The sequence below is a fragment of the Pseudomonas sp. ENNP23 genome, from assembly GCF_001728945.1.
Classification (GTDB): domain Bacteria; phylum Pseudomonadota; class Gammaproteobacteria; order Pseudomonadales; family Pseudomonadaceae; genus Metapseudomonas; species Metapseudomonas otitidis.
In genome coordinates this window covers 62,971-76,150 of sequence record NZ_LYSP01000021.1, presented here as the reverse complement: position 1 = coordinate 76,150, position 13,180 = coordinate 62,971, and the positions used below count along the sequence as shown (strand labels likewise).

At 65.4% G+C, this 13,180-nt stretch carries 16 protein-coding genes and 1 pseudogene; 11 read left to right on the top strand and 6 right to left on the bottom strand.

Features of this window, described 5'->3' with window-relative positions; all coding sequences use genetic code 11:
- Positions 1 to 14 precede the first annotated feature (14 nt).
- From A9G05_RS13585 to queF, 4 genes are all read left to right on the top strand, one after another.
- Positions 15 to 545 (top strand): plastocyanin/azurin family copper-binding protein, encoded by a 531-nt coding sequence (locus A9G05_RS13585; protein WP_069561486.1) that lies wholly within the window; start codon positions 15 to 17, stop codon positions 543 to 545.
- Positions 545 to 2,230, top strand: coding sequence for a copper resistance system multicopper oxidase (locus tag A9G05_RS13580; protein ID WP_069561485.1), 1,686 nt, complete (start codon positions 545 to 547; stop codon positions 2,228 to 2,230). The genes A9G05_RS13585 and A9G05_RS13580 overlap by 1 nt, the downstream gene beginning before the upstream one ends.
- Positions 2,217 to 2,918 (top strand): copper resistance protein B, encoded by a 702-nt coding sequence (locus tag A9G05_RS13575; RefSeq protein ID WP_069561484.1) that lies wholly within the window; start codon positions 2,217 to 2,219, stop codon positions 2,916 to 2,918. The genes A9G05_RS13580 and A9G05_RS13575 overlap by 14 nt, the downstream gene beginning before the upstream one ends.
- Before the next feature lie 84 nt (positions 2,919 to 3,002).
- A complete protein-coding gene (queF, locus tag A9G05_RS13570; RefSeq protein WP_069561483.1) occupies positions 3,003 to 3,833 on the top strand; it encodes an NADPH-dependent 7-cyano-7-deazaguanine reductase QueF in 831 nt (276 codons plus the stop codon).
- 83 nt (positions 3,834 to 3,916) lie between these two features.
- Here the strand turns inward: queF and A9G05_RS13565 are convergent, their stop codons facing one another.
- The 3 genes and pseudogenes from A9G05_RS13565 to A9G05_RS26620 all read right to left on the bottom strand — a co-directional run.
- Positions 3,917 to 4,177 (bottom strand): DUF4404 family protein, encoded by a 261-nt coding sequence (locus tag A9G05_RS13565; protein WP_069561482.1) that lies wholly within the window; start codon positions 4,175 to 4,177, stop codon positions 3,917 to 3,919.
- 138 nt (positions 4,178 to 4,315) lie between these two features.
- Positions 4,316 to 5,056, bottom strand: a complete 741-nt coding sequence (locus A9G05_RS13560; protein WP_069561481.1) for a phosphatase — start codon at positions 5,054 to 5,056, stop codon at positions 4,316 to 4,318.
- Between the two features lie 141 nt (positions 5,057 to 5,197).
- Positions 5,198 to 5,317: pseudogene (locus A9G05_RS26620) on the bottom strand (acyl-CoA thioesterase); the annotation flags it as partial.
- 109 nt (positions 5,318 to 5,426) lie between these two features.
- Between A9G05_RS26620 and A9G05_RS13555 the strand changes: the two are divergent.
- Positions 5,427 to 6,128: a VacJ family lipoprotein gene (locus A9G05_RS13555; protein WP_069561480.1), complete on the top strand. Its 702-nt coding sequence runs from the start codon at positions 5,427 to 5,429 to the stop codon at positions 6,126 to 6,128.
- 67 nt (positions 6,129 to 6,195) lie between these two features.
- Here A9G05_RS13555 and A9G05_RS13550 read toward each other — a convergent pair whose 3' ends face one another.
- Positions 6,196 to 6,498, bottom strand: coding sequence for a PilZ domain-containing protein (locus tag A9G05_RS13550; RefSeq protein WP_044404188.1), 303 nt, complete (start codon positions 6,496 to 6,498; stop codon positions 6,196 to 6,198).
- A 215-nt stretch (positions 6,499 to 6,713) separates the two neighbouring features.
- On the opposite strand from A9G05_RS13550, the gene rssB reads away from it, so the two are divergent.
- Positions 6,714 to 7,898 carry a two-component system response regulator RssB gene (rssB, locus tag A9G05_RS13545; protein WP_069561479.1) on the top strand — a complete coding sequence of 395 codons (1,185 nt, stop codon included), beginning with the start codon at positions 6,714 to 6,716 and terminating at the stop codon, positions 7,896 to 7,898.
- On the top strand, positions 7,895 to 8,377 hold the full coding sequence (gene rssC / locus A9G05_RS13540; RefSeq protein WP_069561478.1) for an anti-sigma factor antagonist RssC: 483 nt from the start codon (positions 7,895 to 7,897) through the stop codon (positions 8,375 to 8,377). The genes rssB and rssC overlap by 4 nt, the downstream gene beginning before the upstream one ends.
- Positions 8,378 to 8,439: 62 nt before the next feature.
- Here the strand turns inward: rssC and tal are convergent, their stop codons facing one another.
- Positions 8,440 to 9,366, bottom strand: coding sequence for a transaldolase (gene tal / locus A9G05_RS13535; RefSeq protein ID WP_069561477.1), 927 nt, complete (start codon positions 9,364 to 9,366; stop codon positions 8,440 to 8,442).
- Between the two features lie 259 nt (positions 9,367 to 9,625).
- Here tal and A9G05_RS13530 point away from each other — a divergent pair, with 259 nt between their 5' ends.
- Positions 9,626 to 9,928, top strand: a complete 303-nt coding sequence (locus A9G05_RS13530; protein WP_044404196.1) for a hypothetical protein — start codon at positions 9,626 to 9,628, stop codon at positions 9,926 to 9,928.
- Here A9G05_RS13530 and dusA read toward each other — a convergent pair.
- A complete protein-coding gene (gene dusA / locus A9G05_RS13525; RefSeq protein WP_069561476.1) occupies positions 9,898 to 10,902 on the bottom strand; it encodes a tRNA dihydrouridine(20/20a) synthase DusA in 1,005 nt (334 codons plus the stop codon). The genes A9G05_RS13530 and dusA overlap by 31 nt on opposite strands.
- Positions 10,903 to 11,436: 534 nt before the next feature.
- Between dusA and A9G05_RS13520 the strand changes: the two genes are divergently transcribed.
- The 3 genes from A9G05_RS13520 to A9G05_RS13510 are packed head-to-tail and all read left to right on the top strand — an operon-like array spanning position 11,437 to position 13,159.
- Positions 11,437 to 12,120 (top strand): CsgG/HfaB family protein, encoded by a 684-nt coding sequence (locus tag A9G05_RS13520; protein ID WP_044404206.1) that lies wholly within the window; start codon positions 11,437 to 11,439, stop codon positions 12,118 to 12,120.
- A gap of 26 nt (positions 12,121 to 12,146) precedes the next feature.
- Positions 12,147 to 12,494, top strand: a complete 348-nt coding sequence (locus A9G05_RS13515; RefSeq protein WP_069561502.1) for a DUF4810 domain-containing protein — start codon at positions 12,147 to 12,149, stop codon at positions 12,492 to 12,494.
- Positions 12,491 to 13,159, top strand: coding sequence for a DUF799 domain-containing protein (locus A9G05_RS13510; RefSeq protein WP_069561475.1), 669 nt, complete (start codon positions 12,491 to 12,493; stop codon positions 13,157 to 13,159). The genes A9G05_RS13515 and A9G05_RS13510 overlap by 4 nt, the downstream gene beginning before the upstream one ends.
- The last annotated feature ends 21 nt before the right edge of the window (positions 13,160 to 13,180 follow it).

Here is a 13,180-nt window from a genome sequence, read left to right as displayed (position 1 = left end):
CAGGAGACCCTGTCATGAAACGATCCGCCCTTGTTCTCGCCTGCGGCCTGTTCCTCAGCCTGCCTGTGCTGGCCGATGGTGCCGCTACCTTCGCGTTCGGTCACCCGGCCAAGGCGGCCGAAGCCGGCCGTACCGTGGCGATCACCCTGGGTGATATGTACTACGAGCCCGCCAGCCTGCAGGTGAAGGCCGGCGAGACGGTGCGCTTCGTGCTGAAGAACACCGGCAGCCTGTTTCATGAGTTCAACCTTGGCGATGCGGCCATGCATGCCCGCCACCAGCAGGAAATGCTGAAGATGCAGCAGATGGGGATGCTCACCCCTACCGGCATGAACATGAAGCACGACATGGCCGGCATGGGCATGGTGGGCATGGACCATGGCGCGATGATGAAGCATGACGACCCCAACAGCGTGCTGGTGGAGCCGGGCAAGACGGCCGAGCTGACCTGGACCTTCACCCAGGCCACCGGGCTGGAGTTCGCCTGCAACATCCCTGGTCACTACCAGGCCGGCATGGTCGGCAAGGTCGAGGTCAAGCCCTGATGCGTGCGCTGATGGGGGCCGGATTGCTGGCCCTGGCGGCCGACGCCGGGGCCGGGGCCGGCACCTATGAGCTGGTGATCGATGAGGGGCGCGTGGCCTTGAGCGATGGCAGCCGGCCGGCGTTGACCATCAACGGGCAGTCACCCGCGCCGGAGCTGCGTTTCAAGGAGGGCGAGGAGGTGCAGATCCGCGTGACCAACCGCCTGGATCGTGACACCTCGCTGCACTGGCACGGGCTGATCGTGCCCTACGACCAGGACGGCGTGCCGGGCATCAGCTTCCCGGGCATCAAGCCTGGGCAGACCTTCACCTACCGTTTCCGCGTGCAGCAGTCGGGCACCTACTGGTACCACGCCCACAGTGACTTCCAGGAGCAGGAGGGGCTGTACGGGCCGCTGGTGATCGAGCCGAGCGGGCGCGAGCCGTACCGCTACGACCGCGAGTACACGGTGATGTTGTTCGACTGGCAGGACGAAAAGCCCGAGCGCACCCTCGCCAACCTGAAGAAGGACGCCGAGTACTACAACGACCATAAGCGCACCCTGGGGGATTTCTTCACCGATGCCGCCCGTGATGGCGTCTGGACGACGCTCAAGGACCGCTGGGGTTGGGGCGACATGCGCATGTCGCCGACGGACATCGCCGATGTCAGCGGGTTTCGCTTCCTGGTCAACGGCCGCGACGCGGAGCAGAACTGGACGGCGCTGTTCAAGCCGGGCGAGCGGGTGCGCCTGCGCCTGATCAACGCTTCGGGCATGAGCTACTACGACCTGCGCATCCCCGGCCTGCCGATGACGGTGGTGCAGGCGGATGGCAACGACGTGCTGCCGGTGACGGTGGATCAGGTACGACTGGCGGTGGCCGATGCCTATGACGTGATCGTGCAGCCCCGGGAGGATCGGGCCTATACGCTGTTCGCCGCCTCCATGGACCGCCGTGGTTACGCCCGCGCCACCCTGGCGCCCAGGCCGGGCATGGTGGCCGAGGTGCCGACCCTGGGGCCGCCGCGCCTGCTGAGCATGGCCGACATGGGCATGGATCACGCCATGCCGGGGATGGGCCACGGTGCGATGGCGGGCATGGGCGATGCAGAAATGGCCGGAATGGACCATGCCGCGATGGGCCACGGAATGCCGGCCGCCGGTGGCAACCCGGACTATGCGCCGGGCAGCGGCATCGCCCCGGAGCCGGTGGAGGGCGGGCGGGTGCTGGTCTACGGCGATCTCAAGGCAATGCGCCCGGATGCCCGTTACCGCACGCCGGACCGCACCATCGAGCTGAAGCTCACCGGCAACATGGAGCGCTACTTCTGGTCTTTCGACGGGGTGAAGTACTCCGAGGCCGAGCCCATCCGCCTGCGCTACGGGGAGCGGGTGCGCTTCCGTTTCGTCAACCAGACGATGATGAACCACCCGATGCACCTGCACGGCATGTGGATGCAACTGGACAAGGGCAACGGCCGGCTCAACCCGCTCAAGCACGTGGTCAACGTGGCGCCCGGCAGCACGCTGGAAGTGGACGTGCCGGCCGATGCCATCGGCCAGTGGGCGTTTCATTGCCACCTGATCTACCACATGGCCAGCGGCATGTTCCGCAAGGTGATCGTCGAGGCGCCCGACGGCAGCAGCCACTCCCTGGGCGAGGCCATGCAACCGATGGAGGAGGCTGCTCATGCGGGTCATTGAATGGGGGGTACTGGCGGCATTGGCCAGCCCGATGTCCTGGGCGATGGAGATGGACGCCATGCCGGTCGGCTACCTGGGGTTCGATCGCCTGGAGCAGCGCTTCCACGGCAACGACGCCCAGCTGGCCTGGGAGCTGGAGGGCTGGTACGGCACCGACACCCACAAGCTGGTGTTGAAGAACGAAGGCGCCCGGGATACCGGTGGGCCGACCACGTCGAGCCACACCGAACTGCTGTACCGGCGGATGTTCAGCGACTTCTTCGACTGGCAGGCGGGCGTCGCCCATGACGACCAGCCGGGGCCGGCGCGCAGCCATGCGCTGGTGGGGGTCAAGGGGCTGGCACCGCAGTGGTTCGAGGTGGAGGGCAACCTGCTGGTGAGCGAGCGGGGTGATCCCTCGCTGCGCCTGGAGGCGGAATACCAGGTGCTGCTGACCCAGCGGCTGGTGCTGGAGCCCCGGCTGGAATACGACCTGGCCCTGGCGGACGACCGCGACCTGGATCGCGGCGCCGGCAGCGGCACGCTGGAGGCGGGGTTGCGCCTGCACTGGCGGGTGACGCCGGCGTTCTCGCCTTACCTGGGCTATGAGTGGGAGCGTACCCACGGCCGCAGCGGGGACTGGCTGCGTGCAGCCGGCGAGCCTGACGAGGAGGGGGCCTGGGTGGTGGGGCTGCGCTTCTGGCTGTGATGGTCCGGGTGTGTCGCCGAGGTTTTGCGGCAGGCCCGGGCTGTATACAATTGCGCGGTTTTTTCTCCCGCCAGGTCGCCTCTCATGCAGCATCCCGCCGAACACTCGCCGCTGGGCAAGTCCAGTGAGTACATCAGCACCTACAGCCCGCAGCTGCTGTTCCCCATTTCCCGCGTGGCGAAGTGGAACGAGCTGGGGCTGACGGCGGAGACTCTTCCTTATAAGGGCGTGGATTTCTGGAACTGCTATGAGCTGTCGTGGCTGACCCCGTCGGGCAAGCCGGTGGTGGCCATCGGCGAGTTCGCCATTCCGGCCGATTCGCCGAACATCATCGAGTCGAAGTCCTTCAAGCTGTACCTCAACTCCCTCAACCAGAGCGCCTTCGCCTCGGCGGCGGAATTGGTGGCGGTGCTGGAGAAGGACCTGTCGGCTGCTGCAGGGGCCGAGGTGAAGGTGCGCGTGCGCAGCCTGGCGGAGGTGGAAGCCGAGGGTGTGGCCCGCGCCGCCGGGACCTGCATCGATGACCTGGATGTGAGCATCGACCATTACGACCATCCGCAGCCGGAGCTGCTGCGCGCCAACGCCGCCGAGGTGGTGGAGGAGGCGCTGCACAGCCACCTGCTGAAATCCAACTGCCCGGTTACCGGCCAGCCGGACTGGGGCACGCTGGTGGTGCAGTACAAGGGGGCTCGCCTGGAGCACGCCAGCTTCCTGGCCTACCTGGTGAGCTTCCGCCAGCATTGCGACTTCCACGAGCAGTGCGTCGAGCGGGTCTTCCTCGATCTGCTGCGCCTGCTCGAGCCCGAGCACCTGACGGTGCAGGCACGTTATGTGCGCCGTGGCGGGCTGGACATCAACCCCTACCGCAGCACGCACCCCATCAGCCCGGACAACGGCCGGTTGGTGCGGCAGTAACTGATTCCGGGCTGCGCCCGGCCGCTCGCTGAAACGAAAGAACCCCGGCACCTGGCCGGGGTTCTTGCATTCGGGGTTGGGGGTCAGATGCCCATGCTGACCAGGCTCTGCATGATGTTACGCAGCGTGCCGGCCAGTGTCGGGTGGCTCAGTTCGAAACGCTCGACGGCGAGGTTGACGCCGTCTACCAGGCTGTCTTCCGAGGTATGGGCCTCGTTCGCCAGCTTAAATTCGATGTCGCGGATCAGGTCGTTGAGGTCGGCGCGCTCTTGTGCATCCATCGGGGTGTCTTGGGCCAGTTGGTCGCGCAGTTCGTTGAGTTGCTGCTGCAGGCGTTCGGACATGGTGTTCTCCCTTTTGACAAGACTCAGGAGTGGACCGCCGTCTGACGGCAAAAGGTCCCGGTGCCAGTGAGATTAATCCAGGCGGGGCGGCGCTGCCTGATCACGATCAATGCCGTTACAAAAGCGCGGCGGTCGGGATCAGGGCTTCTCGCCCTTGTGGCGGCGGTTCGCCAGGTCGTCGAGGCAGTCGGGCAGCTCGCCGAGGTGGTCGATCACCGAGTGGGCGCCCAGGTGGTACAGCTCCAGGGTGGCGCGGGCGCGCCGGGCGTCGCGTTCGCTGGCCGGCAATGCCTGCCAGTCACCCAGGGCGTGGCCGCAGAGTCGGCCGCTGGCGGCGAGGCCGACGGTCCAGAGCCCGGCGTTGAGGCCGGCCTGGAGCAGGCGGGGTTCGCCGCTGACCAGCACGCAGCCTTCCAGGCGTTCGACGCCGAGGCCGGCGAGGGCGTTCCAGCAGTTGTCCGGGGCTGGCCAGGGGCGCCCGGTACCGGTCTGGGCCGGTGGGAGCGAGTCTGGCAGCGACTGGGCGAGCACCGTGGTGACGTGTTCGGGCAGCTCTTCCAGCCAGGCTGCGGGGATGTCCTGGCTGGCCAGCCGGTCGAGGAGGGCGTCCAGGCCCGGTGCCGGCTCGGCACGCTCGTGGGCGGCTTCGACCAGGGCATCCTGCAGGCGGGCACGCTCGGCTGGGCGGGGGCGACGCTTCAGCAGCGCTTCCAGTTGGTCGGACGGGGAGAGGGCGGCGACTTCATCCGGCTGTCCGTCGTCAAGGCGAACTACGGTGCGCTGCAGGGCCAGGGGTAGGGTCCGGGCGCCGAAGTCCACCAGGCAGCCGGTCAGGCCAAGGAGCAGGGCGGTGAAGGGAGGCGGCGGGGTGCTGGGCATGGGCGGGTCATCCTGACGTGAGCGCATCCAGCCTAGCTGCCCGGTATGACGTGCAGGTTACGGTTCGGTGATGGCTGGCAAGCCCCGGAAGATGCGCCGCAGGGATTCCGGCACAGGGACCGGGCGGTTGCTGGCGTGGCAGGCAACGCGGGCTTCTACCAGGTACTGGATATAGAGGGTGTTGTTGACGTGGCCGTAGCTGTCCATATCGCCCCAGCGCACGGGGATATGGGCAACATGGAGTAAATTCTTTTCCGCCATTGGTCGCGTTACCTATGCTGCCTGTTGACCATCCAATGGCCGTATAATGCGCGCCCTGTCGGGCGGCCCGCTGGGGGCGCCACACTACTTTTCCCTAGGAGAGACTGCAATGCGAATGATCGGTGCGGGTTGGCTCGATCGAATGGGCCGTCTGCTGGCGGTCGCTGGCCTGGTGGCGCTGCCTCTGGTGGCCCAGGCTGCGGATGAGGACCCGTGGGAGGGCGTCAACCGCGCGGTGTTCAGTTTCAACGACACGGTCGACACCTACGCCCTGAAGCCGATCGCTCAGGGCTACCAGTACGTGACGCCGCAGTTCGTCGAAGATGGCGTACACAATGTCTTCCGCAACGTCGGCGACGTCGGCAACCTGGCCAACGACCTGCTGCAGGGCAAGCTGCACGCGGCAGGCGTGGACACCAGCCGGCTGATCTTCAACACCACCTTCGGCCTGCTCGGCGTGTTCGACGTGGCGACCCGCATGGGCCTGCAGCGCAGCGACGAGGACTTCGGCCAGACTCTGGGCGCCTGGGGCGTGGGCAGCGGCCCCTACGTGGTGTTGCCGTTGCTGGGCCCGAGCACCCTGCGCGACGCGCCGGCACGCTTCGTGGACAGCTACACCACGCCCTATCCCTACATCGACCATGTGCCAACCCGTAACGTGACCCTTGGGGTGAACACCGTGGACACCCGTGCCAGCCTGCTGTCGGCCGAGAAGCTGATCACCGGCGACAAGTACGTGTTCATCCGCAACGCCTACCTGCAGAACCGCGAATTCAAGGTGCGCGACGGCGAGGTCGAGGACGACTTCTGATCGTTCACGCCGTATCGCAGGTATGAAAAAGGCGGCCCAGGGGCCGCCTTCTTTCTGTGTGCGCCGGTCAGCTCATCGAGGTGATCGCGAGGCCGATGGACATGCGCCCATCATCGCCGGCCGATATGCGGACCACCTCGGCTTCGGCATCCAGGCCCTTGAGCTCGGCGTGGTCGGACGGAATGTGGACGCGCACCTTGTCCCCTATCGACAGGTGGGCATCGGCTTCCAGTTGCATGCCGGTGCTCGACAGGTCGCGGCACAGGGCCGGGTACTCGCGGCCTCCATGATGCAGAACGACCTGCGCCTCGACCTGCATGCGGATGAAGTCGCGCTTCTCGCTGTAAGAACGATGATCGTTCTGACTCATTATCTGCTGTCCTCTGGTATTGGATGGACTGACCCCGGCCTCTTATAACTCCCGCTCTTTTCATGTGTAAAGGCAGGTTTCGACAATCGGCACACGCTTGAATCGCCCTGCGGATGGGAGTACCGTCTGCGCCTTGAAGCGAACCCCTTACCCGCATCCGGCCTAGGTCGGTGCCTCAACCAGCCCACCCCCGGCGCCGTTTGCCTGGATACTCCATGCACAAAACCAGTGCCAAGCTGCTGATCATCGACGACGACGAGGTTGTCCGCACCAGCCTCGCAGCCTATCTGGAAGACAGTGGTTTCAACGTCCTGCAGGCAGGTAACGGGCTGCAGGGGTTGCAGGTCTTCGAGCAGGAACATCCCGATCTGATCATCTGCGACCTGCGCATGCCCCAGGTCGACGGGCTGGAACTCATCCGCCGTATCAACCAGTTGGAAACCGACACGCCGGTGATCGTCGTGTCCGGTGCCGGCGTGATGAGCGACGCTGTCGAAGCCCTGCGCCTCGGGGCGGCGGACTACCTGATCAAACCCCTGGAAGACCTGGCGGTGCTGGAGCATTCCGTGCGCCGCGCACTGGATCGCCATGCCCTGCGGCAGGAGAACCAGCGCTACCGCGAAGAGCTGGAAGCGGCCAACCGCGAACTCCAGGCCAGCCTGCACTTGCTGCAGGAAGACCAGAACGCCGGGCGTCAGGTGCAGATGAACATGCTGCCGGTCACGCCCTGGATGGCGGATGGGCTGCACTTCGCCCACCAGATCATTCCGTCCCTCTACCTGTCGGGGGACTTCGTCGACTACTTCCGGGTCGACGAGCGGCGCATCGCCTTCTACCTGGCGGACGTCTCCGGCCATGGTGCCTCGTCCGCTTTCGTCACCGTCCTGCTCAAGTTCATGACCACCCGGCTGCTCTACGAGTCGCGCCGCAGCGGAACCTTGCCGGAATTCAAGCCCTCCGAGGTGCTCGACCACATCAACCGTGGGCTGATCAACTGCAAGCTGGGCAAGCACGTGACCATGCTGGGCGGCGTGATCGACGAGGAGAGTGGGAAGCTGACCTACAGCATCGGCGGGCACCTGCCCCTGCCTGTGCTCTACAGCGAAGGCCAGGCCCATTACCTCACCGGGCGCGGCCTGCCTGTCGGCCTGTTCGAGGAAGCGAGCTACGAGGATCAGGTCATGGACCTGCCGGCCTCGTTCAGCCTGACGCTGATGTCCGACGGCATCCTGGACCTTTTGCCGGGCGACACGCTCAAAGAGAAAGAAGCTGCACTGCCGGAAATCGTGCAGTCAGCCGGAGGAACCCTGGATGGCCTCAGGAATGCCTTTGGCCTGGCCAACCTGGGGGATATGCCAGATGATATCGCCTTGCTGGTGTTGAGCAGGAACCTTGCATGAGTACCGGTAAAATCCAGTTTGCCGAGCAGGATGGCACCTTTGTCCTGAAGTTCGTCGGTGAAATCCGCCTGACCCTGTGTTCGGCCCTGGACACCACTATCGAGAAGATCTTCTCCGCGCTTAATTTTTCGGCGATCGTCATCGACCTGACCGAAACGCGCAGCATCGACAGCACCACCCTTGGCCTGCTGGCCAAGTTGTCGATCCTCTCCCGGCAGAAAGTCGGGCTCTTGCCCACGGTCGTCACCACCCACCCGGACATCACCCGGCTATTGCAGTCGATGGGCTTCGACCAGGTGTTCAACATCGTCGACAAGCCGCTGCCGTGCCCTGAATGCCTGGAGGACCTGCCGCCCCAGGACCAGACCGAAGACGTGGTGCGCACCAAGGTGCTCGAAGCACACCGCATCCTGATGGGGTTGAACGACTCCAACCGCGAAGCCTTCCATGACCTGGTCAGCGCGCTCGAGCGTAGCTGACCTTTCGACTTTCCCCCGCTTGAACCTGGTGCGCCTGGCCGTTGCAGCCAGGCGCTTTGGTTTCAGGCGCGTGCCTTGAGCAGGGCTTCGAGCTTTTCCTGATCGCGGGCGAACAGGCGAATGCCCTCTGCCAGCTTCTCGGTGGCCATCGCGTCTTCGTTGAACTGCCAGCGGAAGGTTGGCTGATCCAGCGTCTGGCGCGGTTCTGCCGTGCCCTCGGCGCGCAGTTGGCGGGCCAGCTCGCCGTCATCCTCGGCCAGCTTCTGCAGCAGGTCCGGGCTGATGGTCAGGCGGTCGCAGCCCGCCAGGGCTTCGATCTGCCCCAGGTTGCGGAAGCTGGCACCCATCACCACCGTCTCGTAGCCGTGGGCCTTGTAGTAGCGGTAGATACGCGAGACCGACTGTACGCCCGGGTCCTCGGCGCCCACGTAGTCGCGGCCTTCGGTCTTTTTGTACCAGTCGTAGATGCGACCGACGAAGGGGGAGATCAGGAACACCCCGGCCTCGGCGCAGGCGACCGCCTGGGCAAAATTGAACAGCAGGGTCAGGTTGGTCTGGATGCCGCTGCGCTCCAGGCGCTCGGCGGCGCGGATGCCTTCCCAGGTGGAGGCGATCTTGATCAGCACGCGCTCGCGGCCGATACCAGCCTTGTCATACAGCTCCACCAGGCGCTCGGCGCGGCGCAGGGTCGCCTCGGTATCGAAGGACAGGCGCGCGTCCACCTCGGTGGAGATGCGCCCCGGAATCACCTTGAGGATCTCCTGGCCCACGGCCACCCCGAAACGGTCGCACGCCAGCCCCAGGTCGCCGGCGCTGCCCGCCACGGCCTGGTCCAGCAGATCGGCGTAGCGGGGCAGGGCTGCCGCCTTGAGCAGCAGCGAAGGGTTGGTGGTGGCATCCACCGGCTTGAGACGGGCGATGGCATCCAGGTCGCCAGTGTCGGCCACCACGGTGGTGAACTGCTTCAGTTGGTCCAGCTTGGAAGTCATGACGAGGCCTTGTCGTTGCAGGTTGCGTGACCTTACCCGAGCAGCCAGGGCAGGCTCAACGGGCGGTCAGGGGAATTTCATGGCGGTACTGCTGCCACGTTCGTCAGACCATGGCCGCGAAAAAAATTCCGTATTTACTTGCGGGTTTTCCGTGCTGGTTCGTCTTTATTGATGAGGACCCGCTGAGCGGGTGGGGTGGCGCAGGAAGGCCGCCTCGGTGCCGACACGCCACAGGCAACAGACCAGAAGGAGCTTCGCCATGCCCCACAGCGACCATTCCCGATTGCGCCAGATGCTGCAGGACGCCGGCCTGAAGGCCAGCCTGCCGCGCCTGAAGGTGCTGGAGATACTCTGCGACGCGCAGAACGAGGACGGCGGCATTTCCACCCGCCTGCTGCACCAGCGGCTGAACGCCGCCGGCGAGCCGCTCTCCCTGGTCAGCGTGCGCCAGGTACTGGGACGGATGCTGGAAAGCGGCCTGGTGGTGCCGGAAGGACACAAGGGCTATGCCCTGGCCCCGCAGAACGCGGCTCAGTGGCCGCGCAGCAGGTCGATGGCCTGATCGAGCAGTTCCAGTGGTGCCTGGGTCTTGTGCACGTCCACCGAGAGCAGCTGGCGGAAGCGTCTTGCCCCCGGGAATCCCTGGGCCAGACCCAGCACGTGGCGGGTGATGTGATGCATCTGCCCGCCCTCGGCGATGTGCCGCTCGATGTAGGGGCGCATGGCCTCCAACGCGGCGGCGCGGGTGATCGGCTGGGCCTCCAAGCCGAACAGGCGCCCGTCCACCGACGCCAGCAGGTAGGGGTTGTGGTAAGCCTCGCGTCCCAGCATCACGCCATCGAAAGTGGCCAGGTGCGCCTCGCACTCATCGAGGGTCTTGATACCGCCGTTGAGGATGATCTCCAGGTCCGGGAAATCCCGCTTCAGCTGGGCGGCCACGTCGTAGCGCAGCGGCGGGATCTCACGGTTTTCCTTTGGTGAAAGGCCTTCGAGGATGGCGATGCGTGCATGCACGGTGAAGCTCCGGCAGCCGGCCTCCCGCACCTGCCCGACGAAATCGCAGAGCGCCTCGTAGCTGTCGCGGCCATTGATGCCGATGCGGTGCTTGACCGTCACCGGAATCTCCACCACATCGCGCATGGCCTTCACGCAGTCGGCCACCAGCGCCGGGTGTCCCATCAGGCATGCGCCGATCATGTTGTTCTGCACCCGGTCGCTGGGGCAGCCGACGTTGAGGTTCACCTCGTCGTAACCCGCTTCCTGCGCCAGCCGCGCGCAGGCTGCCAGGTCGGCCGGCACGCTGCCGCCCAGTTGCAGGGCCAGCGGATGTTCCTGCTCGTCATGACGGAGGAAGCGAGCGCGATCCCCATGCAGGATCGCGCCGGTGGTCACCATCTCCGTGTACAGCAACGCGTGCTGGGACAGTTGGCGAAGGAAGAAACGGCAATGCCGGTCAGTCCAGTCCATCATCGGCGCCACGGAGAAGCGGCGAGACAGCGAAGGGCGCGGGGTTGCTGGCGTAGGGGCGTGAGGCATCTGGCTAATCTGGCTTGCAGCCGCTTCAACTTGGGCCTGTTGGCCGGCAAGTGGGCGCTGAAGGGGCGTGTCGGTTGGGGGAGTCGCTCAGGTCATGGCCTGGCGTGGGAGGCGGGCAGTTTACCAAGAAAGGGGGCTTTCGATGTCATTTGGCGATGGCGGTGATGGGGCCTTGTCGGTTGCACCTGCAAGTTCGTCACAGGTCTGCAATGTCACCCGCGACAACACCCCGTAAGCCGTGGTATCAAGCCGTCCGTCGGGCGGTGCTGCGCGTGAAAGCCAAATGCCATTATTCTCCGCGCGCCCGGCCCAGGCCTTGCCCCGCAAGCCATCGGCGGCGGGGTGAATCCAGGAGTTGTCGCAGTCGCAGGACATCGGATGTCGCCGTATTTCTCGCCTTTCTCCGTTATCGATCGCACCCTCGTTGGCGCGTCCCGCCCGATGAGCCGGTTGTTGCCACTCCCCCTCATTCTTTCGGTCTTCGCTCGGTCATCCGACGGCGAAGGTCTTGGTTTTAAAACAAGGAGAGTCTCCATGAGCATCGTCTCGAAGCGTGCCCTGCTGCCGGTCCTGGCGGCCATGGCCCTGGCCGGCCTGTCCGGCTGCGCCACTGAAACCTCCACCGCCGTCGCGGTGCAGCAGGTCGAAAGCGTCAACCGTCCCTACAGCGGCCCGCGTGCGCCCATCGCCGTCGGCAAGTTCGACAACCGCTCCAGCTACATGCGCGGCATCTTCTCCGATGGCGTCGACCGCCTCGGTGGCCAGGCCAAGACCATCCTCATCACCCACCTGCAGCAGACCAACCGCTTCAACGTGCTGGACCGCGACAACATGAGCGAGATCCAGCAGGAAGCCGCTATCAAGGGCCAGGCTCAGCGCCTGAAGGGTGCCGACTACGTGGTGACCGGCGATGTCACCGAGTTCGGCCGCAAGGAAGTGGGTGACCACCAGCTGTTCGGCATTCTCGGCCGCGGCAAGACCCAGATCGCCTACGCCAAGGTGGCGCTGAATATCGTCAACATCTCCACCTCCGAAGTCGTCTATTCCACCCAGGGTGCGGGCGAATACGCCCTGTCCAACCGTGAAGTGATCGGCTTCGGCGGCACCGCCAGCTACGACTCCACCCTCAACGGCAAGGTGCTCGACCTGGCCATGCGCGAAGCCGTCAACAAGCTGGTCGCGGCCGTCGACAGCGGCGCCTGGAAACCGCAGAACTGAAACAAGGACGTCATGCAATGAAACCGATGAACACCTCGCTCGCCGCGCTGTTGCTGGCGAGCGTCATGCTGGCCGGCTGCAGCGGGCCCAAGACCCTCTACCAGTGGGAGGGCTACCAGACCCAGGTCAACCAGTACTTCAAGGGCGAGTCCAAGGAAGCCCAGCTTGAAGCGCTGGAAGCCGACCTGCAGAAGATCAAGGCCAAGAACGGCGCCGTACCGCCGGGTTATCACGCCCAGCTCGGCCTGCTGTATTCCAGCATCGGCAAGGATGACCAGATGGTGCGTGAGTTCGAGACCGAGAAGGCGCTGTTCCCCGAGTCCGCCACCTACATGGACATGCTGCTGAAGAACGCCAAGGGAGGTGCGCAATGAACCTTCGCCATCTGTCCCGCCTGCTGGTCTGCTGCGTCCTCGGCGCCCTGGTCACCGGCTGTGCCTCGACCCAGAAGAGCGTCGACTACTCCGCCTACAAGGAAGCCCGTCCGCGCTCGATCCTGGTGCTGCCGCCGCTGAACGAGTCGCCGGACGTAAAGGCCACGTACGGCATGATGTCCCAGGTCACCTACCCGCTGGCCGAGGCCGGTTACTACGTGCTGCCGGTGGCTCTGGTGGACGAGACCTTCCGCCAGAACGGCCTGACCTCTCCGGGTGACATCCACCAGTTGCCGCCGGCCAAGCTGCATGAGGTCTACGGGGCCGATGCGGCGCTGTACATCACCGTCACCCAGTACGGCACCCAGTACATGGTGTTCAGCAGCGCTGCCATCGTCACCGCCAGCGCCCGCCTGGTGGACCTGAAGACCGGCACCACCCTGTGGACCGGTTCTGCCAGTGCCTCCAGCGAGGAAGGCAACAACAACAGCGGGGGTGGCCTGGTCGGCATGCTGGTCACGGCGGCCGTCAAGCAGATCATCAACAGTTCCGTCGAGGATGCCGCCTACCCCATCGCCGGCATCACCAGTGCCCGTCTGCTTTCCACCGGTTACAACGGTGGCCTGCTCTACGGTCCGCGTTCGCCGAAGTACGGCACCGACTGATCCGTTCGGCGCCCCTTCACG

What these genes read in the sequence shown, in the direction of transcription:
- A9G05_RS13585 (WP_069561486.1), top strand. Translation starts at nt 15, where the DNA reads ATGAAACGATCCGCCCTTGTTCTCGCCTGCGGCCTGTTCCTCAGCCTG.
- A9G05_RS13580 (WP_069561485.1), top strand. Translation starts at nt 545, where the DNA reads ATGCGTGCGCTGATGGGGGCCGGATTGCTGGCCCTGGCGGCCGACGCC.
- A9G05_RS13575 (WP_069561484.1), top strand. Translation starts at nt 2,217, where the DNA reads ATGCGGGTCATTGAATGGGGGGTACTGGCGGCATTGGCCAGCCCGATG.
- queF (WP_069561483.1), top strand. Translation starts at nt 3,003, where the DNA reads ATGCAGCATCCCGCCGAACACTCGCCGCTGGGCAAGTCCAGTGAGTAC.
- A9G05_RS13565 (WP_069561482.1), bottom strand. Translation starts at nt 4,177, where the DNA reads ATGTCCGAACGCCTGCAGCAGCAACTCAACGAACTGCGCGACCAACTG.
- A9G05_RS13560 (WP_069561481.1), bottom strand. Translation starts at nt 5,056, where the DNA reads ATGCCCAGCACCCCGCCGCCTCCCTTCACCGCCCTGCTCCTTGGCCTG.
- A9G05_RS13555 (WP_069561480.1), top strand. Translation starts at nt 5,427, where the DNA reads ATGCGAATGATCGGTGCGGGTTGGCTCGATCGAATGGGCCGTCTGCTG.
- A9G05_RS13550 (WP_044404188.1), bottom strand. Translation starts at nt 6,498, where the DNA reads ATGAGTCAGAACGATCATCGTTCTTACAGCGAGAAGCGCGACTTCATC.
- rssB (WP_069561479.1), top strand. Translation starts at nt 6,714, where the DNA reads ATGCACAAAACCAGTGCCAAGCTGCTGATCATCGACGACGACGAGGTT.
- rssC (WP_069561478.1), top strand. Translation starts at nt 7,895, where the DNA reads ATGAGTACCGGTAAAATCCAGTTTGCCGAGCAGGATGGCACCTTTGTC.
- tal (WP_069561477.1), bottom strand. Translation starts at nt 9,366, where the DNA reads ATGACTTCCAAGCTGGACCAACTGAAGCAGTTCACCACCGTGGTGGCC.
- A9G05_RS13530 (WP_044404196.1), top strand. Translation starts at nt 9,626, where the DNA reads ATGCCCCACAGCGACCATTCCCGATTGCGCCAGATGCTGCAGGACGCC.
- dusA (WP_069561476.1), bottom strand. Translation starts at nt 10,902, where the DNA reads ATGCCTCACGCCCCTACGCCAGCAACCCCGCGCCCTTCGCTGTCTCGC.
- A9G05_RS13520 (WP_044404206.1), top strand. Translation starts at nt 11,437, where the DNA reads ATGAGCATCGTCTCGAAGCGTGCCCTGCTGCCGGTCCTGGCGGCCATG.
- A9G05_RS13515 (WP_069561502.1), top strand. Translation starts at nt 12,147, where the DNA reads ATGAACACCTCGCTCGCCGCGCTGTTGCTGGCGAGCGTCATGCTGGCC.
- A9G05_RS13510 (WP_069561475.1), top strand. Translation starts at nt 12,491, where the DNA reads ATGAACCTTCGCCATCTGTCCCGCCTGCTGGTCTGCTGCGTCCTCGGC.